Raw genomic sequence first — 14,876 nt, forward strand, 5'->3', positions numbered from 1 at the left:
AAGTTGAGACGGCACCCATGCATATCCACATCCTTGGAATCTGCGGCACCTTCATGGGCGGCATTGCCCTGATCGCCCGCCAGGCTGGTCACCGCGTCACCGGTTGCGACGCCAACGTCTACCCGCCGATGAGCACCCAGCTCGAAGCGCAGGGCATCGAACTGATTGAAGGCTTCGACCCGGAACAGCTCTCCATCGGCGCCGATCTGTACATGATCGGCAACGTGATCTCCCGGGGCAATCCGCTGATGGAAGCCATCCTGGACCGCAATCTGCCCTACATTTCCGGCCCGCAATGGCTCGGCGACAACGTATTGCACCAGAAATGGGTGCTTGCCGTCGCCGGCACGCACGGCAAGACGACAACCACGTCGATGCTCGCCTGGATTCTGGAGGACGCCGGCTACAACCCGGGCTTCCTGGTGGGTGGCGTGCCGCGCAACTTCGGGCTGTCGGCGCGGCTGACCGAATCCGACTACTTCGTCATCGAGGCCGACGAGTACGACACCGCCTTCTTCGACAAGCGCAGCAAGTTCGTCCATTACCGCCCTCGCACGGCCATATTGAACAACCTGGAATTCGATCACGCCGACATCTTCCCGGATCTCGCTGCGATCGAAACGCAATTCCACCACCTGGTGCGTACTGTGCCCGGCCAAGGGCGGCTGCTCGTCAATGGTCGCGAAGACAGCCTCACCCGCGTACTTGAGCGCGGATGCTGGTCCGAAGTCGAGCGGTTCGGCGCAGAAGACGGCGAGGGCTGGAAAATCGCCAATCTGGGCGACGACGACAGCTTTGACGTTGTTTTCAACGGGCAAGCGCAGGGTCGCGTCCGCTGGGCGCTGCAGGGCGACCATAACCGTATGAACGCCGTCGCCGCCATTGCCGCCGCACGCCACGTTGGTGTGCCACCCGCCCAAGCCATTGAAAGCCTGGCCCGTTTCGAAAATGTGAAACGCCGGATGGAAGTGCGCGGCACGGTCAACGGCGTCACCGTCTACGACGATTTCGCCCACCACCCCACGGCCATTCGGACCACGATCGAGGGGCTGCGCCGCCGCGTCGGTCAAGGCCGCATTCTGGCCGTGCTGGAGCCCCGTTCCAACACCATGAAGCTCGGTGTGATGAAGCAAGCGCTTCCCGAGAGTCTGTCCGGCGCGGACCAGGTCTTTGCTTACGGCGCCGCCAACGGCCGTGACGCCATCGGCTGGGACTTGGCGGGCGCGTTGGCGTCTTTGGGCGCGCGTGCGAATACGTTCTCTGACCTGAGCGGTTTGGTGAACGCTGTCACGGCGATGGCTCGGCCGGGCGACCATGTGCTTGTCATGAGCAATGGCGGCTTCGGGGGCGTTCACCAGAAGCTGCTCGACGCGCTGGCAGAGCAGGTCAACGCGGCAAACTGATCCGATATGTCGGCATCCATTGTCTATCTGCACGGATTCCGTTCGTCGCCGCGCTCGTTTAAGGCCCAGTTGCTGGGCAAGCGGATGGCGTCCGTCGGGGCGGCGGATCAGTACGTTTGTCCGGCGTTGCCCGTCTCACCGCGCGAGGCAATGGCCGAAACCGAGGCGCTGATTGCCGAGTTGAGCGAGCGCGACGGCACGCGACCGGTGCTCATTGGCTCCTCGCTGGGCGGCTTTTATGCGACTTGGCTGGCGGAGCGCCATGGGCTGCGCGCGGCGATGCTCAATCCAGCCACCCGCCCGGAGCGGGATCTCGCCAAGTATGTCGGGGAGCAGCCGCTGTGGCATGGCGGCGGCACGATCCGCGTCGAGCCGCACCATTTGGACGAGCTGCGCGCGCTCGCCGTGCCCGCTATCACGCAACCCGAGCGTTATTACCTGCTCGCGACGACGGGTGACGAGGTGTTGGACTACCGCGAAATGCTCGCTCATTTCCCGGGAGCCGCCACGCGCGTCATCGACGGCAGTGACCACGGCATCGGCGATTTTGCGCAGTACATGGACGAAGTGCTCGTCTTTTGCGGTATTCCTGCTCAGTTGCTGGCCGCACATCCGTTCGACGCCGCATGACCGATTCACCGTCGTATCCGCGCAGCCTGTGGCGAAGCGCGCTGCCTCCGGCTGTCGTTTATGACCGGCATTGGGCGCGTTGGGCCCTGGGCGCAGACTCGCTGACGGCACGTCTTCGAGGGGCATCGTCGCGCTTTCGCGTCCAATTGCTCGGCCAGCAGCGCGCGATGCCGTTGCGCGACGAGTGGCGTTGCCTGGGCATGTCGCGTGCCGCAAAGACGCTCGTCCGCGAAGTTTTGCTGATTTGCGACGAGATTCCGGTGGTGTATGCCCACACCATCGTCCACCCGCGCAGCGTGGCGCTCGACTGGCCGTTCCTCAAAGCGCTCGGGACGCAGCCGCTGGGGCATTCTTTGTTTGCCGATCCGCGTGTGCAGCGCGGGGACTTCGAATTCGCCTTGCTGGACGCGCGCCACCCGCTGGTGCGCCGCGCGCACGACGCGCTGGGCGATGCGCCTGTCTCGGGCACGTCACGGCTACCGGCCCGCCGGTCGGTGTTCCGGCGCGGTGCAAGCGCGATGCTGGTGACGGAGGTTTTCCTGCCCGCGCTGGCAGGTTTCCACCCGCTGCGCTAAGCGTATTTTCGCGGGCCGGGCGGCGGGCCAGTGCGGTATCATCGCCCCCAACTTTTGATCGCCGCGCGTGACGTTGTAACGTCGGGCGGCGCGGCCATTCCACCTCATTCAAAGTGACGCTCGCTCGTGCGAGTGCCGCAATCCATACAAATCCATGCAGTTGCTGTTTGAAGAAGGCGGCGAGATCCGCGCGGGCACCGTCTTGTCCCAACAAGGCGAGGCCTATCAGGTCGAGTTGCCGAGCGCCAAGCGCACCAAGGTCAAGTCGCGCGACGTGTTGCTGCAATTCGCGCAGCCGTCCGCCGGCGAGTTGTCGCAGGCCGCCCAGGCGCTGTCGGCAGAGATCGACCTGGATTTCCTCTGGGAATGCGCTTCGGCCGAAGAATTCGGCTTTACCGATCTGGCCGGTGAATATTTTGGCGCCGGCGCCAATGCCACGCAGCAGGCCGCGCTGGCCATCGCGCTGCATGGTTCGCCGATCTACTTCCGCCGCAAGGGCCGCGGCCGCTATCAGCGCGCGCCCGAAGACCAACTGAAGGCCGCGCTTGCAGGTTTGGAGCGCAAGAAGCAGCAAGCCGCCCTGCAGGCCGAATACGAAGCCGAGCTGAGAGCGATGCGCCTGCCCGAGGCCTTCCGCGGCAAGACGCTGCAGCTGCTGTTCAAGCCGGACAAGAACAGCCTCGAATACAAGGCGCTCGATGCGGCGTGCACCGCGCTGGGCCTGTCGCCGATGCGCCTGATGGTGGCGGTCGGCGGCATCGCCAACGCCCGCGCGCTGCACGAGGCCCGCTTTCTCTCGGAATGTTTCCCGAAGGGCACCGGCTTCCCGGATGTGACCGTGCCGGAACCGGCGATGGAGCTGCCGGCTGCCGACGTGCGCGCCTTCTCGATCGACGACGTGACCACCACGGAAATCGACGACGCCATCTCGGTCACGCCCATTGACGACGCCACCGTGCGCATCGGCATCCATATTGCCGCGCCGGGTTTCGGCATCCAGCGCGGCGAACCGCTGGACGTGATTGCGCGCCAGCGTTTGTCCACCGTGTATTTCCCCGGCGACAAGATCACGATGCTGCCGGAGTCGGTGGTGGATCGCTACACGCTGCAGGAAGGGCGCGCATGCCCGGCGCTGTCGCTGTATGTGACGGTCGACCGCGCCACGTGGGCGGTCACCGCCAGCGAAACCCGCTGCGAATCCGTGACCGTGGCGGCCAACCTGCGCCACAACCTGCTCGACGATGTGATCACCGCCGACGCGCTCGCCGATGGCTCGGGCGACTATCCGTTCAAGGCCGAGCTGGCGGTGCTGTGGCCGTTTGTGTGCGCGTTGTATGACGGCCGCCAGCAGGCCCGCATCGCCAGCGGCCTGAAGCCGGAGGGCGCGCAGAAGGGCGATTACTCGTTCTACATCGACCCGATTCCCGAGGCGGAAGGCGGTGGCGAGCGCGTGCGGATCGAGCAGCGCAAACGCGGCTCGCCGCTGGACAAGATCGTCGCCGAGCTGATGATCCTGGCCAACAGCACGTGGGGCCGCATGCTGGCCGACGCCGGGGTGCCGGGCATCTATCGGACGCAGAAGGCGTGGGGCATGCACCGTACGCGCATGCAGACGTATCCGGCGCCGCACGAAGGTCTGGGCGTGGCGCAGTACGCGTGGAGCACCTCGCCGCTGCGCCGCTATGTCGATCTGGTCAATCAATGGCAGATCGCAGCGGTGGCACAGCACGGCGTGACGGCCAAGCTGATCGCGCCGTTCAAGCCCAAAGATGCCGATCTGCTGGCTGCCGTGGCCGACTTCGAAGCCACTTACGCTGCTTACGCCGACCACCAGTCGACCATGGAGCGCTACTGGTGCCTGCGCTGGCTCAAGCAGGAGAACCGCACGCGCATGCAGGCTGTCGTGCTCAAGGAAGGCGCCGTGCGCTTCGCCGACATTCCGCTGGTGACCAAGGTGCCGGAGTTGGCGCAAACGCCGCGCGGCACGCATGTCGTACTCGATATCCTGGACACCGACGAGATCAGTCTGGAAGTGTCGTGCCGTGTGGTCGAGATCCTCGCCCCCGCTGCGGACGCGCAATCGGAAGCGGAGGCCATCGAAGAAGAACTGGCCGAGGCAGAGACCGAAGCCGATGTGCCGGCTGAACCACAACCGGCCGCCGATGGGGAAGAGGCGCGCGCCGAAGCCGACGCTGCTGTGGCGCCGCCGCCGCAGGACGGCGAGACCGGTGGAACGCCTACCGCTGCCTAACTACAATCGCAGTCTGAACTTCATTCTTCGCCTCATTTCGAGCACCCCGACCAGGAATCGCCCCATGGCCGCCCTCGCAAACCGTCCGGACTGGTCCGGCAGCAGCACGCTCACCAAGGCGCTGGTGGTGTCGTTGGCCGTGCATGTCTTGCTGCTGTTCGTGCGCGTGGTGGCCCCCGAGGCGTTCGATATCAAGCGCGAAGATCCGGGCCTCGATGTGGTGCTCGTCAACGCCAAATCGTCGACGGCGCCGTCCAAGGCGACGGCCGTGGCGCAGGTCAACCTGAACGGCGGCGGCGAATACGACCAGCAGCGCGCCACCACGCCGCTGCCCGCCGACACCAATGAGCAGACCGGCGACGCCATCAAGCTCACGCAGCGCCGCGTCGAGTATCTCGAGCAAGAGCAGCGCCGCCTGCTGACGCAATCGACCGAGCGGGCGCCGCTGGTCAACGATCGTCAGGTCAAGCCGGGCGAGCGTCCGCAGCCGTCGCCCACCAACGGCACCGACGACCGCACCACGCAAGACGAAATCGCCCGCCTGCAGGCCGAGATCGATCGCAACCTCGAGAACTACGCCAAGCGTCCGCGCCGCAATGTGCTGACGGCCGCCAGCGCGCGTCAGGTCGATTACGCCCGCTACTACGATGCCGTGCGCCGCAAGATCGAAGCCCGCGGCACCGCAAACTTCCCAAGCCAGAACGGCCGCCCGCTGTACGGCGAGTTGATTGTCGTGATCAGCATCAACCGCGATGGCCAGCTGGGCTACAACCAGGACGGCTACAAGATCGAAGGCATCGAGATCGCCAAAAGCTCGGGCAACCCCGCGCTGGATCGCCAGGCCGTGGCCATCGTGCGTTCGTCTTCACCGTTTGGCGGCTTCCCGGCCGAGATGCGCAAGCGCGTCGACATCCAGGATGTGGTCGCCACGTTCAAGTTCACCCGCGCAGGTCTGGAAACCCACCTGCAGACCCGCTGATTTCGTCGCCCATGCCGTCGTCGTTTCAAGAGGCCATCCTCGCAGCTGCGAGCGCGCCGCCCACAGATCGCTATGGTGTGATCGGCAACCCGATCGCGCACAGCAAGTCGCCCACCATCCATGCCGCGTTTGCGCAGCAGACGGGGCAGCTCATCCGCTACGACCGCATCTATGCGGAGTTGATCGCGTTTGACGAAACCGTGATGACGTTCGTGCGCGAAGGCGGACGCGGGCTCAACGTGACCGTGCCGTTCAAGCTCGATGCGTATGCCATGTCGACGTCGTTGTCGCTGCGGGCGGAATCGGCCGGTGCGGTCAACACGCTGAAGTTCGACGGCGAAGAGATCTTTGGCGACAACACCGACGGCGTCGGCCTGATGCGCGACATCACCCACAACATCGGCAACGCGCTCGCAGGCGAACGCGTGCTGCTGCTGGGCGCCGGCGGTGCTGCGCGCGGCGTGCTGCTGCCGTTGCTGGAGCACAAGCCGGCGCGCGTGTTTCTCGCCAACCGCACGGCGGATCGCGCCAACAAGCTCGTCGATCGCTTCGAGGTCTCGGCCAAGCTGCACGAGGTCGAACTTGTGGGCGGCGGCTATGACGAGCTTGCTGCGGACGATGTTTTCGACGTCATCATCAATGCCACGGCGAGCAGCCTGCAGGCCGAAGTCCCGCCGATTCCGACCACCGTGTTCGGCCCGAACGCGCTGGCCTACGACATGATGTACGGCCCGCGGCCGACGGTGTTCATGGAGTTTGCCCGGCGCAACGGCGCCCGCGCATGGGATGGCCTGGGCATGCTGGTGGAGCAGGCGGCGGAGTCGTTCTTCGTCTGGCGCGACGTGCGCCCGGACACCGCTCCGGTGCTGCTCGCCATGCGCGAAGGGCTGCAGGGCGAAGCCGCGGTCGCGGCACGCGCACCCCGCTGAACCTGGAGCGCAGCCCTGCGATGATGCGTTGGTTCGGCTACGTGATCGGCTGCTTCGTTGCGGGCGTGGTCGCACTCAACCTGTATTTCTTCGCTGCCATCGCGAGCTGGCAGGTGTTCGATCCGTCGTCCACCAGCTTCATGCGCGCCGAGCGCATGCGCCTGTGCGGCGCCAACGTCTTCACTTGCAAGGTCGACCACCGCTGGGTCAACTACGACCAGATCTCCCGAAACCTCAAACGCGCGGTCATCGCCAGCGAAGACGCCGACTTCGTCTCGCACAGCGGCTGGGAAGTCGACGCCATGCTCGACGCGTGGGAGAAGAACAAGCGGCGCGGCCACGTGGTTGCGGGCGGTTCGACCATCACGCAGCAGTTGGCCAAGAACCTGTTCCTCTCGGGCGAACGCCACTACCTGCGCAAGGGCGAAGAACTGGTCATTACGTGGATGCTTGAGTTCTGGCTCGATAAGGAACGCATTCTCGAGATCTATCTGAACTCGGTGGAATGGGGTGAGGGCGTGTTCGGCGCGGAAGCGGCGGCGCAGCATTACTTCAAGCGCCCGGCCTCGCAACTCAGCGTGGGGCAGGCGGCGCGACTGGCGGCGGCGCTGCCCGCACCGAAGTGCTTCGACAAGAAGAGCTATTGCGCCAATGTGCACGTCAACTTCACGCGCAAGGCCACCATCATCGCCAACCGGATGGGCTCGGCGACGCTTCCCGACTGACGCTCAGTTCAGCCAGCCCTTGCGGCGGAAATAGATGAGCGGAATGGCCGCCGACACGATCATCAGGCCGATCGCATAGGGGTAACCTTCGGCCCAGTCCAGCTCGGGCATCACTTTGAAGTTCATGCCGTAGATGGACGCGATCAGCGTGGGCGGCATCAGCGCTACCGACACCACCGAGAACAGCTTGATGATCTTGTTTTGGTTGATGTTGATGAAGCCGACCGTGGCGTCCATCAGGAAGTTGACCTTGTCCGACAGAAACGCCGTGTGGTTCTCAATGGAATCGATGTCGCGCAACACCTGGCGCGCTTCGTCCTGCTGATCGGCCGAGAGCAACTGGCTGCGCAGCAGGAACGACACCGCGCGGCGCGTATCCATCACGTTGCGGCGGATCCGGCCGTTCAAGTCTTCCACGCGGGCGATGATCTCCAGCACATCGGCGGCGGCGGCATCGGTCACCTCATCGGCCAGCACGCGCTTGCTGGCATCTTCGAGGCGTTCGTAGACTTCTTCGATGGAGTCCGCCGAGTATTCCGCGTCGGTGGCGTACAGATCCATCAGCACGTCCTTGGCGTTGCGCACCGAGCCCGGGCGAAGCCGCGCGCGCATGCGCACCAGCCGGAACGCCGGCAGGTCTTCGTCGTGGATGGAGAACAGCACATCCTTGGTCAGCACGAACGCCACGCGCACGTTGCGCGAGGTGGTTTCTTCGTCGAGCAGGAAATCGGTGCGGATGTGGATGTGGCCGTCTTCGCCTTCAAAGTAGCGGGCGGACGCCTCCAGGTCCCCCAATTGCTCGAGCTCTGGAAGGACCACGCCATAGGCTTCCTTGATCCACGCCAGTTCTTCGTCCTCGGGGTCGATCACGTCGATCCAGATCGGCTTGTGCTGCAGCAGTTCGCTGCGTTCTTCGACCTGTTCCTGCGCGAGACGGCCTTTTTGCACGACGAACAGGTTGATCATGGATGTTTCCTTGAAACAGGCGTTGAACGGGCGGCGAAAAATCGCGCCGAGTGTAGCCTAAAGAGGCGGCGGGTTCAGCCACAAGCGATGGCTTGGTGCGCACGCGTGGGGCCGGCGCCACGTCCGGAAGATGCCGCAACCGGGCCGCCCGACGGGTAAAATGCAGGCAAGTCATGCGGCCATCCGGCCGCCCTCACATTCCCGACACCATGCGATTTACCGAACAACTCGCTGCCGCCTGGCAACGCAACAACTCCTTGCTGTGCGTTGGCCTCGATCCTGACCCGGCACGCCTGCCGGCATCGCTGACCGGCACGGGCGGAGCAATCTTCTCGTTCTGCCGCGCCATTGTGGACGCCACCGCCGATCTGGTCTGCGCCTTCAAGCCGCAGATCGCCTACTTCGCCTCGCAGCGCGCCGAAGATCAGCTCGAGCAACTCATCAGCTACATCCACGAAGCCTATCCGGGCATCCCCGTCATTCTCGATGCCAAGCGCGGCGACATCGGCTCGACCGCCGAGCACTACGCCAAGGAAGCCTTCGAGCGCTACCAGGCCGATGCCATCACCGTCAGCCCATACATGGGTTTCGACTCGATGCAGCCGTATCTGGCGCATGCCGACAAGGGCGTCATCGTGCTGTGCCGCACCTCCAACGCCGGCGGCAGCGATGTGCAGTTCCTCGAAACCGACGGCCGCCCCGTCTACCAGGTTGTGGCGGAACGTGCGCGCGACGTATGGAACACCAGCGGCCAGATGGGCCTCGTGGTGGGCGCGACATTCCCCGAAGAGATTGCCAAGGTGCGGGAGATTGTCGGCGACATGCCGCTGCTGATTCCGGGCGTTGGCGCCCAGGGCGGCGACGTCGAAGCCACGGTGCGCGCAGGCCGCACCGCCGATGGCACGGGCATGATGATCAACTCGTCGCGGGCCATTCTCTATGCCAGCACCGACAGCGATTTCGCCGATGCGGCCCGCCGCGTGGCCGAGGCCACACGCAACCAGATCAACCAGTTCCGCAACTGATCGGCTCGGTCGGTCCGGTTGCGGCGAGAGCGAGGACGCCATGACCACGCAACCGCACCGCCCCGTCGCCGGCACGCATCGGGAAGAGACCGGCAAGGACCCGGACCGCAAGCTCGAGAAAGAGCGCGACGACACCCACCAGCACGAGACGACGCGGCGCGATCATGATCGCGACCGTCGCCACGAGCATGACCACGAGCACCAGCCGGAGCACGATCACGGAGATCGTCGCCGGCCGGATCATCCCAGCGAAATCTAGATCAGGACTCTGCTGAGTCGAGGAAGTCGAGCAGGCCGCGCAGTGCGTGCTCGGCGGCCTGCAGGCGGACCTGCTTGCGGTCGCCTTTGAAGTGGCGTGTTTCCACGCGGGTTTGCAGGCGGTTGCTCCAGCCGAAACAGACCATGCCGACGGGCTTGTCGGCCGTGCCACCGGTCGGGCCCGCCACGCCGGTAATCGCCACCGCCACCTGCGCACGGCTGTTGAGCACCGCGCCTTCGGCCATGGCGTGCGCCACGGGTTCGCTGACGGCGCCATGTTCGCGGATCAGCGCCGCCGGCACGCCCAACATCTGCGATTTCGCTTCGTTGGAATAGACGACGAAGCCCCGTTCAAACCACGCGGACGACCCCGATACGTCGGTAATGGCGGCGGACACCAACCCGCCTGTGCACGATTCAGCGGACGCCATCATCAGGCTGCGCTTGTGCAGCGTGTCAGCGACGAGTTCGGCCAGTTGGGCCAGGGCGCGGGATTCAGCCATTGCGATACCTTTGAAGCTTCGGTCGTCAAACGTCAAAACGAGCGCCACAGCGCGAACACCAGCAGCGTGTAGAACGCCGCCAGAATGTCATCGACCATCACGCCGTAGCCGCCGCGAACGCCAAAGCCCTTGAGCGTGCGGTCGTAATAGCGGATGGGTGCCGGCTTGACCATGTCGAAGAAGCGGAACCACAGGAAGGCGGCGAACTGCCCGCCCAGGGTGGTGGGCGTGACAAACGCCAGCACGATCCAAAACGCCACCATTTCGTCCCACACCATGGCGCCGTGGTCTGCCACGCCAAGGTCGCGCGCGGTGCGGGCGCATGCCCAGATACCGATCACGAAACCCACCGCTGCGATCAGCAGCCAAATTGGCCCCGAAATCCAGGGAGCCAGCACCACGTAGATCAGCCACGCGTAGAGCGTGCCGACCGTGCCCGGCAGGATGGGCGACAGGCCCGAGCCGAAGCCCAGCGCCAGGATGCGTGCCGGATGCGCGAACATGAAGCGCGCCGTCGGGCGCCGCACCTGGGCGGTCTGGCCCGCGTCGAGGACGACGGTTTCAGCTTGGCCCGGCGGGTTGGAAGGCGGGAAGGGAGCGGAAGACATCATGAGGCGGAAGAGAAATGATCGAAGCTGCCATGCGTGAAGGTGACCGGCGCGCCGTGTGCATCGACGAGCCGCAAGCCGGTTTCGGCGTCGATGCGGCCAACACGCGTCACAGCCACGCCGGCGCGCTGCCCTGCGGCGACAACGGCGTCGCGAGCGTCGGCAGGCGCAGTGAAGCAAAGTTCGTAGTCGTCGCCGCCGGCCAGCGTGCATTGCAGCTGGAGCGCCGGCGACTGCGCAGCCAGCGTCGCCGAGCGCGGGACATCGTCCACCACGATCGTCGCTCCAACGCGGGATTGCGCGAGGATGTGGCCAAGATCGCCCAACAAGCCGTCAGACACATCAAGTGCTGCCCGGGCGATGCCGCGCAATGCCAGGCCGAGCGCGACCCGCGGCGAGGGCATGTCCATGCGCGGTTGCACCTGAGCGAGCGCCTCGGGCGTCAGCGGCCACTCGTCGCGCAAGGCGCCCAGCGCGAGTCGTGCGTCGCCCACGGCGCCCGAGACCCAGAGGTCATCGCCGGGGCGAGCCGCGTCGCGGCGTAGTGCCGCAGTGGCGGGGACGTCCCCGAAGACGGTCAGGCTGAGTGTGAGCGGCCCTCGCGTGGTGTCGCCGCCGATCAGTTCGCAGTGGAACGCATCGGCCAAGGCCAGCAGGCCGTCGGAAAACGGTTTGAGCCACGCCGCATCGGCGTGGGGCAGCGCCACGGCGAGCGTAAAGGCGCGAGGCTCGGCGCCCATCGCTGCCAGGTCAGAGAGGTTGACAGCCAGCGCTTTGTGGCCAAGTGCGCGCGGCTCCGCGTGTGGAAAGAAGTGACGGCCGGCGACCAGCATGTCGGTGGAGATCGCCAATTCGTGTCCCGCGCGCGGCGCAAGCAGGGCGCAGTCGTCGCCTACGCCCAACGTCGCTTTCGGGGTCGGTCGCGTGAAATAACGGCGGATCAGACCAAATTCGGACAGATTTTCCGCCGGATCGCTGGAGTTGGAGGGGTGGGCGGGCTTGGACACGGCAGCGGCGATGGAAGAATATGGGGCAAGCCCGATGGTGCCGTGACAGGACGGTGGAATATTGTAGCGAATGCGCATAGCACTCCCACCCAAAATCCCGTTGTGAGATCGCTTTTCACTATATAAAATGACGGGCCCAAGGAGGCGGACCGTATTCCCGTGGCGCTCGTGAGGGTATCCCGGTGGCCCGCTAGATGCGACGGCCGGCGCGCGCGCTGGCCACCCGATACGAGAGACCCATGACCACGGTGGATACCCAGCCTCAGCAGCCCGCCCGCACGGATGAAGAACTCAAGGCGCAGCAGCGCGCCGCCTTGCGCAAGGCCGCGCTGGAGTACCACGAGTTTCCCACCCCGGGCAAAATTTCGGTCACGCCGACCAAGCCGCTGTCGAACCAGCGCGACTTGGCCCTGGCGTATTCGCCCGGCGTTGCCGCCGCCTGCGAAGAGATCGTCGAAGACGTCGCCAACTCGTTCCGCTACACCGCCCGCGGCAACCTCGTCGGCGTGGTGACCAACGGCACGGCCGTGCTCGGCCTGGGCGACATCGGCCCGGAAGCCTCGAAGCCGGTCATGGAAGGCAAGGCAGGCCTCTTCAAGAAATTTGCCGGTATCGATGTGTTTGACATCGAGATCAACGAAAAAGACCCCCAGAAGCTGGTCGATATCATCGCCTCGCTGGAACCGACCTTCGGCGGCATCAACCTGGAAGACATCAAGGCCCCGGAGTGCTTCTTCGTCGAGCGCGAACTGCGCAAGCGCATGAAGATCCCCGTCTTCCACGATGACCAGCACGGTACCGCCATCGTCGTGGGCGCAGGCATCACAAACGCACTGAAGGTCGTCGGCAAGGACATCAAGAAGGTCAAGCTGGTGGCTTCGGGCGCGGGCGCTGCGGCGCTGGCCTGCCTCGACCTGCTGGTCGATCTGGGCCTGCCGCGCGAAAACATCTGGGTGACGGACCTGGCGGGCGTTGTCTACGAAGGCCGAACCGAACTGATGGATCCGGACAAGGCGCACTTCGCACAGAAGACCGATCTGCGTACGCTGGCCGAAGTCATCGACGGCGCCGACATTTTCCTGGGGCTGTCCGCCGCCGGCGTGCTCAAGCAGGACATGGTCAAGCGCATGGCCGACAAGCCGATCATCTTCGCGCTGGCCAACCCGAACCCGGAAATCCTGCCGGAGCTGGCCAAGGAAGTGCGCCCCGACGTCATCATGGGCACCGGCCGTACGGATTATCCGAACCAGGTCAACAACGTCCTGTGCTTCCCGTTCATCTTCCGCGGCGCGCTGGACGTGGGCGCGACCACCATCACGCGCGAGATGGAAGTTGCCGCCGTGCACGCCGTGGCTGAACTGGCCCGCCAGGAGCAAAGCGACATCGTGGCTTCCGCCTACGGCATTCAGGATCTGTCGTTCGGCCCGGAATACCTGATCCCGAAGCCCTTCGACCCGCGCCTGATCGTCAAGATCGCGCCGGCCGTGGCGCAAGCGGCCATGCTCTCGGGCGTGGCACAGCGTCCGATCGAAGACATGGACGCCTACCGCCAGCATCTGCAGCAGTTCGTCTACCACTCGGGCACGCTGATGAAGCCGATCTTCTCGGCCGCCCGCAAGGTGCCGATGGAGAACAAGCGCATCGTCTTTGCCGAGGGCGAAGAAGAGCGCGTCCTGCGTGCCGTGCAGATCGTCGTGGACGAAAAGCTCGCCAGCCCGATCCTGATCGGCCGCCCGAGCGTGATCGCCCACCGCATCGAGCGTTTCGGCCTGCGCCTGCGTGAAGGCGTGGACTTCACGGTGGTCAACCCCGAGCACGACGAACGCTTCCGTGATTACTGGGAGACGTACTACAAGCTGATGGCGCGCAAGGGCGTGACGCCGCAGTACGCCAAGCTGGAAATGCGTCGCCGCAATACGCTGATCGGCGCGCTCATGATCCACAAGGGCGAAGCGGACGGCATGATCTGCGGCACCATCAGCAATACGGCTGCGCATCTACGCTACATCGACCAGATCCTGGGCGGCACGAACTGCGTGTACGCCGCCATGAACGGTCTGGTTCTGCCGGGTCGCCAGGTCTTCCTGACCGACACGCATGTCAACGTCGACCCGACCGCCGAGCAGTTGGCCGAGATCACCATCATGGCCGCCGAGGAGCTGTGCCGCTTCGGCATCAAGCCGAAGGTCGCGCTGATGTCGCATTCGAACTTCGGCTCGTCGGAGGCGCCTTCGGCCGTCAAGATGCGCGAAACGCTGGCCATCCTGCGCGAACGTGCGCCGAACCTGGAAGTGGACGGTGAAATGCACGGCGACGCCGCGCTCGACGAGAAGCTGCGCGCCTCGCTGGTGCCGGACTCGACCCTGAAGGGCGAGGCGAACCTGTTGGTCATGCCCAACATCGACGCCGCGAACATCGCTTACAACCTCCTGAAAGCGGCTGCCGGCAACAACATTGCCATCGGCCCGATCCTGCTCGGCGCCAAGAAGCCGGTGCACATCCTGACGCCATCGGCTACGGTGCGACGCATTCTCAACATGACGGCGTTGACCGTTGTGGATGCCGCCGCACAAGCGCAACGCTGATCGCCACTGCACCACGAAAGGGAGCGCACGATGCTGCGCTCCCTTTTTTTGTACGTTAAGTTTGCGTGCGCTTACATTTGTGCAAACTTAATGGCTGCATGAAAAAACCCTTCAGACTTTTACCGTCGGTTGATTGTTGTCATCGATGAGCGTACCCTTACGGGCTGAAGGGGTGCTTCTGAGCACATGAGGTCTGAACCGGGCCGACGGCGTCGAAAAATGCGGTTTTCCGTAGACACGTCTGACGGGTTCGCCTGATTCAGTGCGCGCAATGGGTTGGTTTTTGCAGGCGGAAGGATTCCCCAAGTCTTCGGCAGTCGCCCGACTTGTCATTCCCTGCCAAGCCTCTCAGGCATTGAGCCGCTTCGCTTTCAGCTGCAAACGGCTGTCCGGATCGTTATTGGACGGCCACCTGCGCTTGTGACCTGCGCC

At 64.8% G+C, this 14,876-nt stretch carries 14 protein-coding genes; 10 read left to right on the forward strand and 4 right to left on the reverse strand.

Going from position 1 to position 14,876, the window contains the following annotated elements; all coding sequences use genetic code 11:
* Positions 1-17 precede the first annotated feature (17 nt).
* The 7 genes from mpl to mtgA all read left to right on the forward strand — a co-directional run bounded on the left by mpl (position 18) and on the right by mtgA (position 7,492).
* Complete coding sequence (gene mpl / locus ABIC76_RS13345) at positions 18-1,403, forward strand: UDP-N-acetylmuramate:L-alanyl-gamma-D-glutamyl-meso-diaminopimelate ligase (protein ID WP_102066837.1); 1,386 nt, start codon at positions 18-20, stop codon at positions 1,401-1,403.
* Positions 1,404-1,409: 6 nt separating this feature from the next.
* The gene (locus ABIC76_RS13350) at positions 1,410-2,033 is read left to right on the forward strand and encodes a YqiA/YcfP family alpha/beta fold hydrolase (RefSeq protein WP_102066836.1); all 624 of its coding nucleotides are present in this window, start codon (positions 1,410-1,412) and stop codon (positions 2,031-2,033) included.
* The gene (locus ABIC76_RS13355; RefSeq protein WP_102066835.1) at positions 2,030-2,608 is read left to right on the forward strand and encodes a chorismate--pyruvate lyase family protein; all 579 of its coding nucleotides are present in this window, start codon (positions 2,030-2,032) and stop codon (positions 2,606-2,608) included. Before ABIC76_RS13350 ends, ABIC76_RS13355 begins: the two co-directional genes overlap by 4 nt.
* A 154-nt stretch (positions 2,609-2,762) precedes the next feature.
* Positions 2,763-4,859 carry a ribonuclease catalytic domain-containing protein gene (locus ABIC76_RS13360; RefSeq protein WP_354534266.1) on the forward strand — a complete coding sequence of 699 codons (2,097 nt, stop codon included), beginning with the start codon at positions 2,763-2,765 and terminating at the stop codon, positions 4,857-4,859.
* Positions 4,860-4,923: 64 nt separating this feature from the next.
* A complete protein-coding gene (locus ABIC76_RS13365) occupies positions 4,924-5,838 on the forward strand; it encodes an energy transducer TonB family protein (RefSeq protein WP_102066833.1) in 915 nt (304 codons plus the stop codon).
* An 11-nt stretch (positions 5,839-5,849) separates the two neighbouring features.
* Complete coding sequence (gene aroE / locus ABIC76_RS13370; RefSeq protein WP_354534267.1) at positions 5,850-6,767, forward strand: shikimate dehydrogenase; 918 nt, start codon at positions 5,850-5,852, stop codon at positions 6,765-6,767.
* 20 nt (positions 6,768-6,787) lie between these two features.
* Positions 6,788-7,492, forward strand: a complete 705-nt coding sequence (gene mtgA / locus ABIC76_RS13375) for a monofunctional biosynthetic peptidoglycan transglycosylase (protein WP_354534268.1) — start codon at positions 6,788-6,790, stop codon at positions 7,490-7,492.
* 3 nt (positions 7,493-7,495) lie between these two features.
* Here the strand turns inward: mtgA and corA are convergent, their stop codons facing one another.
* Positions 7,496-8,458 carry a magnesium/cobalt transporter CorA gene (corA, locus tag ABIC76_RS13380; RefSeq protein WP_354534269.1) on the reverse strand — a complete coding sequence of 321 codons (963 nt, stop codon included), beginning with the start codon at positions 8,456-8,458 and terminating at the stop codon, positions 7,496-7,498.
* A 209-nt stretch (positions 8,459-8,667) separates the two neighbouring features.
* On the opposite strand from corA, the gene pyrF reads away from it, so the two are divergent.
* Together pyrF and ABIC76_RS13390 are read left to right on the forward strand one after the other, a co-directional pair.
* A complete protein-coding gene (gene pyrF / locus ABIC76_RS13385) occupies positions 8,668-9,483 on the forward strand; it encodes an orotidine-5'-phosphate decarboxylase (protein WP_027680371.1) in 816 nt (271 codons plus the stop codon).
* A 40-nt stretch (positions 9,484-9,523) separates the two neighbouring features.
* Positions 9,524-9,742: a metal transporter gene (locus ABIC76_RS13390; RefSeq protein ID WP_354534270.1), complete on the forward strand. Its 219-nt coding sequence runs from the start codon at positions 9,524-9,526 to the stop codon at positions 9,740-9,742.
* Between the two features lies 1 nt (position 9,743).
* Here ABIC76_RS13390 and ABIC76_RS13395 read toward each other — a convergent pair whose 3' ends face one another.
* Genes ABIC76_RS13395 through thiL form a run of 3 tightly spaced genes read right to left on the reverse strand, consistent with a single transcriptional unit; the run spans position 9,744 to position 11,937 of the window.
* A complete protein-coding gene (locus ABIC76_RS13395) occupies positions 9,744-10,244 on the reverse strand; it encodes a CinA family protein (protein ID WP_354534271.1) in 501 nt (166 codons plus the stop codon).
* Positions 10,245-10,276: 32 nt separating this feature from the next.
* Positions 10,277-10,855 carry a phosphatidylglycerophosphatase A family protein gene (locus ABIC76_RS13400; RefSeq protein ID WP_354534272.1) on the reverse strand — a complete coding sequence of 193 codons (579 nt, stop codon included), beginning with the start codon at positions 10,853-10,855 and terminating at the stop codon, positions 10,277-10,279.
* Positions 10,852-11,937, reverse strand: a complete 1,086-nt coding sequence (gene thiL, locus ABIC76_RS13405; protein WP_354534273.1) for a thiamine-phosphate kinase — start codon at positions 11,935-11,937, stop codon at positions 10,852-10,854. Before thiL ends, ABIC76_RS13400 begins: the two co-directional genes overlap by 4 nt.
* Before the next feature lie 161 nt (positions 11,938-12,098).
* Here thiL and ABIC76_RS13410 point away from each other — a divergent pair, with 161 nt between their 5' ends.
* Complete coding sequence (locus ABIC76_RS13410; RefSeq protein WP_027680376.1) at positions 12,099-14,444, forward strand: NADP-dependent malic enzyme; 2,346 nt, start codon at positions 12,099-12,101, stop codon at positions 14,442-14,444.
* Positions 14,445-14,876 lie beyond the last annotated feature (432 nt).

Origin of the sequence: Ralstonia sp. 1138 (genome assembly GCF_040544795.1) — a bacterium.
Classification (GTDB): domain Bacteria; phylum Pseudomonadota; class Gammaproteobacteria; order Burkholderiales; family Burkholderiaceae; genus Ralstonia; species Ralstonia flatus.

What these genes read in the sequence shown, in the direction of transcription:
- ABIC76_RS13360 (WP_354534266.1), top strand. Translation starts at nt 2,763, where the DNA reads ATGCAGTTGCTGTTTGAAGAAGGCGGCGAGATCCGCGCGGGCACCGTC.
- ABIC76_RS13355 (WP_102066835.1), top strand. Translation starts at nt 2,030, where the DNA reads ATGACCGATTCACCGTCGTATCCGCGCAGCCTGTGGCGAAGCGCGCTG.
- corA (WP_354534269.1), bottom strand. Translation starts at nt 8,458, where the DNA reads ATGATCAACCTGTTCGTCGTGCAAAAAGGCCGTCTCGCGCAGGAACAG.
- ABIC76_RS13410 (WP_027680376.1), top strand. Translation starts at nt 12,099, where the DNA reads ATGACCACGGTGGATACCCAGCCTCAGCAGCCCGCCCGCACGGATGAA.
- mpl (WP_102066837.1), top strand. Translation starts at nt 18, where the DNA reads ATGCATATCCACATCCTTGGAATCTGCGGCACCTTCATGGGCGGCATT.
- ABIC76_RS13350 (WP_102066836.1), top strand. Translation starts at nt 1,410, where the DNA reads ATGTCGGCATCCATTGTCTATCTGCACGGATTCCGTTCGTCGCCGCGC.
- ABIC76_RS13395 (WP_354534271.1), bottom strand. Translation starts at nt 10,244, where the DNA reads ATGGCTGAATCCCGCGCCCTGGCCCAACTGGCCGAACTCGTCGCTGAC.
- ABIC76_RS13390 (WP_354534270.1), top strand. Translation starts at nt 9,524, where the DNA reads ATGACCACGCAACCGCACCGCCCCGTCGCCGGCACGCATCGGGAAGAG.
- thiL (WP_354534273.1), bottom strand. Translation starts at nt 11,937, where the DNA reads ATGCGCATTCGCTACAATATTCCACCGTCCTGTCACGGCACCATCGGG.
- ABIC76_RS13400 (WP_354534272.1), bottom strand. Translation starts at nt 10,855, where the DNA reads ATGATGTCTTCCGCTCCCTTCCCGCCTTCCAACCCGCCGGGCCAAGCT.
- ABIC76_RS13365 (WP_102066833.1), top strand. Translation starts at nt 4,924, where the DNA reads ATGGCCGCCCTCGCAAACCGTCCGGACTGGTCCGGCAGCAGCACGCTC.
- aroE (WP_354534267.1), top strand. Translation starts at nt 5,850, where the DNA reads ATGCCGTCGTCGTTTCAAGAGGCCATCCTCGCAGCTGCGAGCGCGCCG.
- mtgA (WP_354534268.1), top strand. Translation starts at nt 6,788, where the DNA reads ATGATGCGTTGGTTCGGCTACGTGATCGGCTGCTTCGTTGCGGGCGTG.
- pyrF (WP_027680371.1), top strand. Translation starts at nt 8,668, where the DNA reads ATGCGATTTACCGAACAACTCGCTGCCGCCTGGCAACGCAACAACTCC.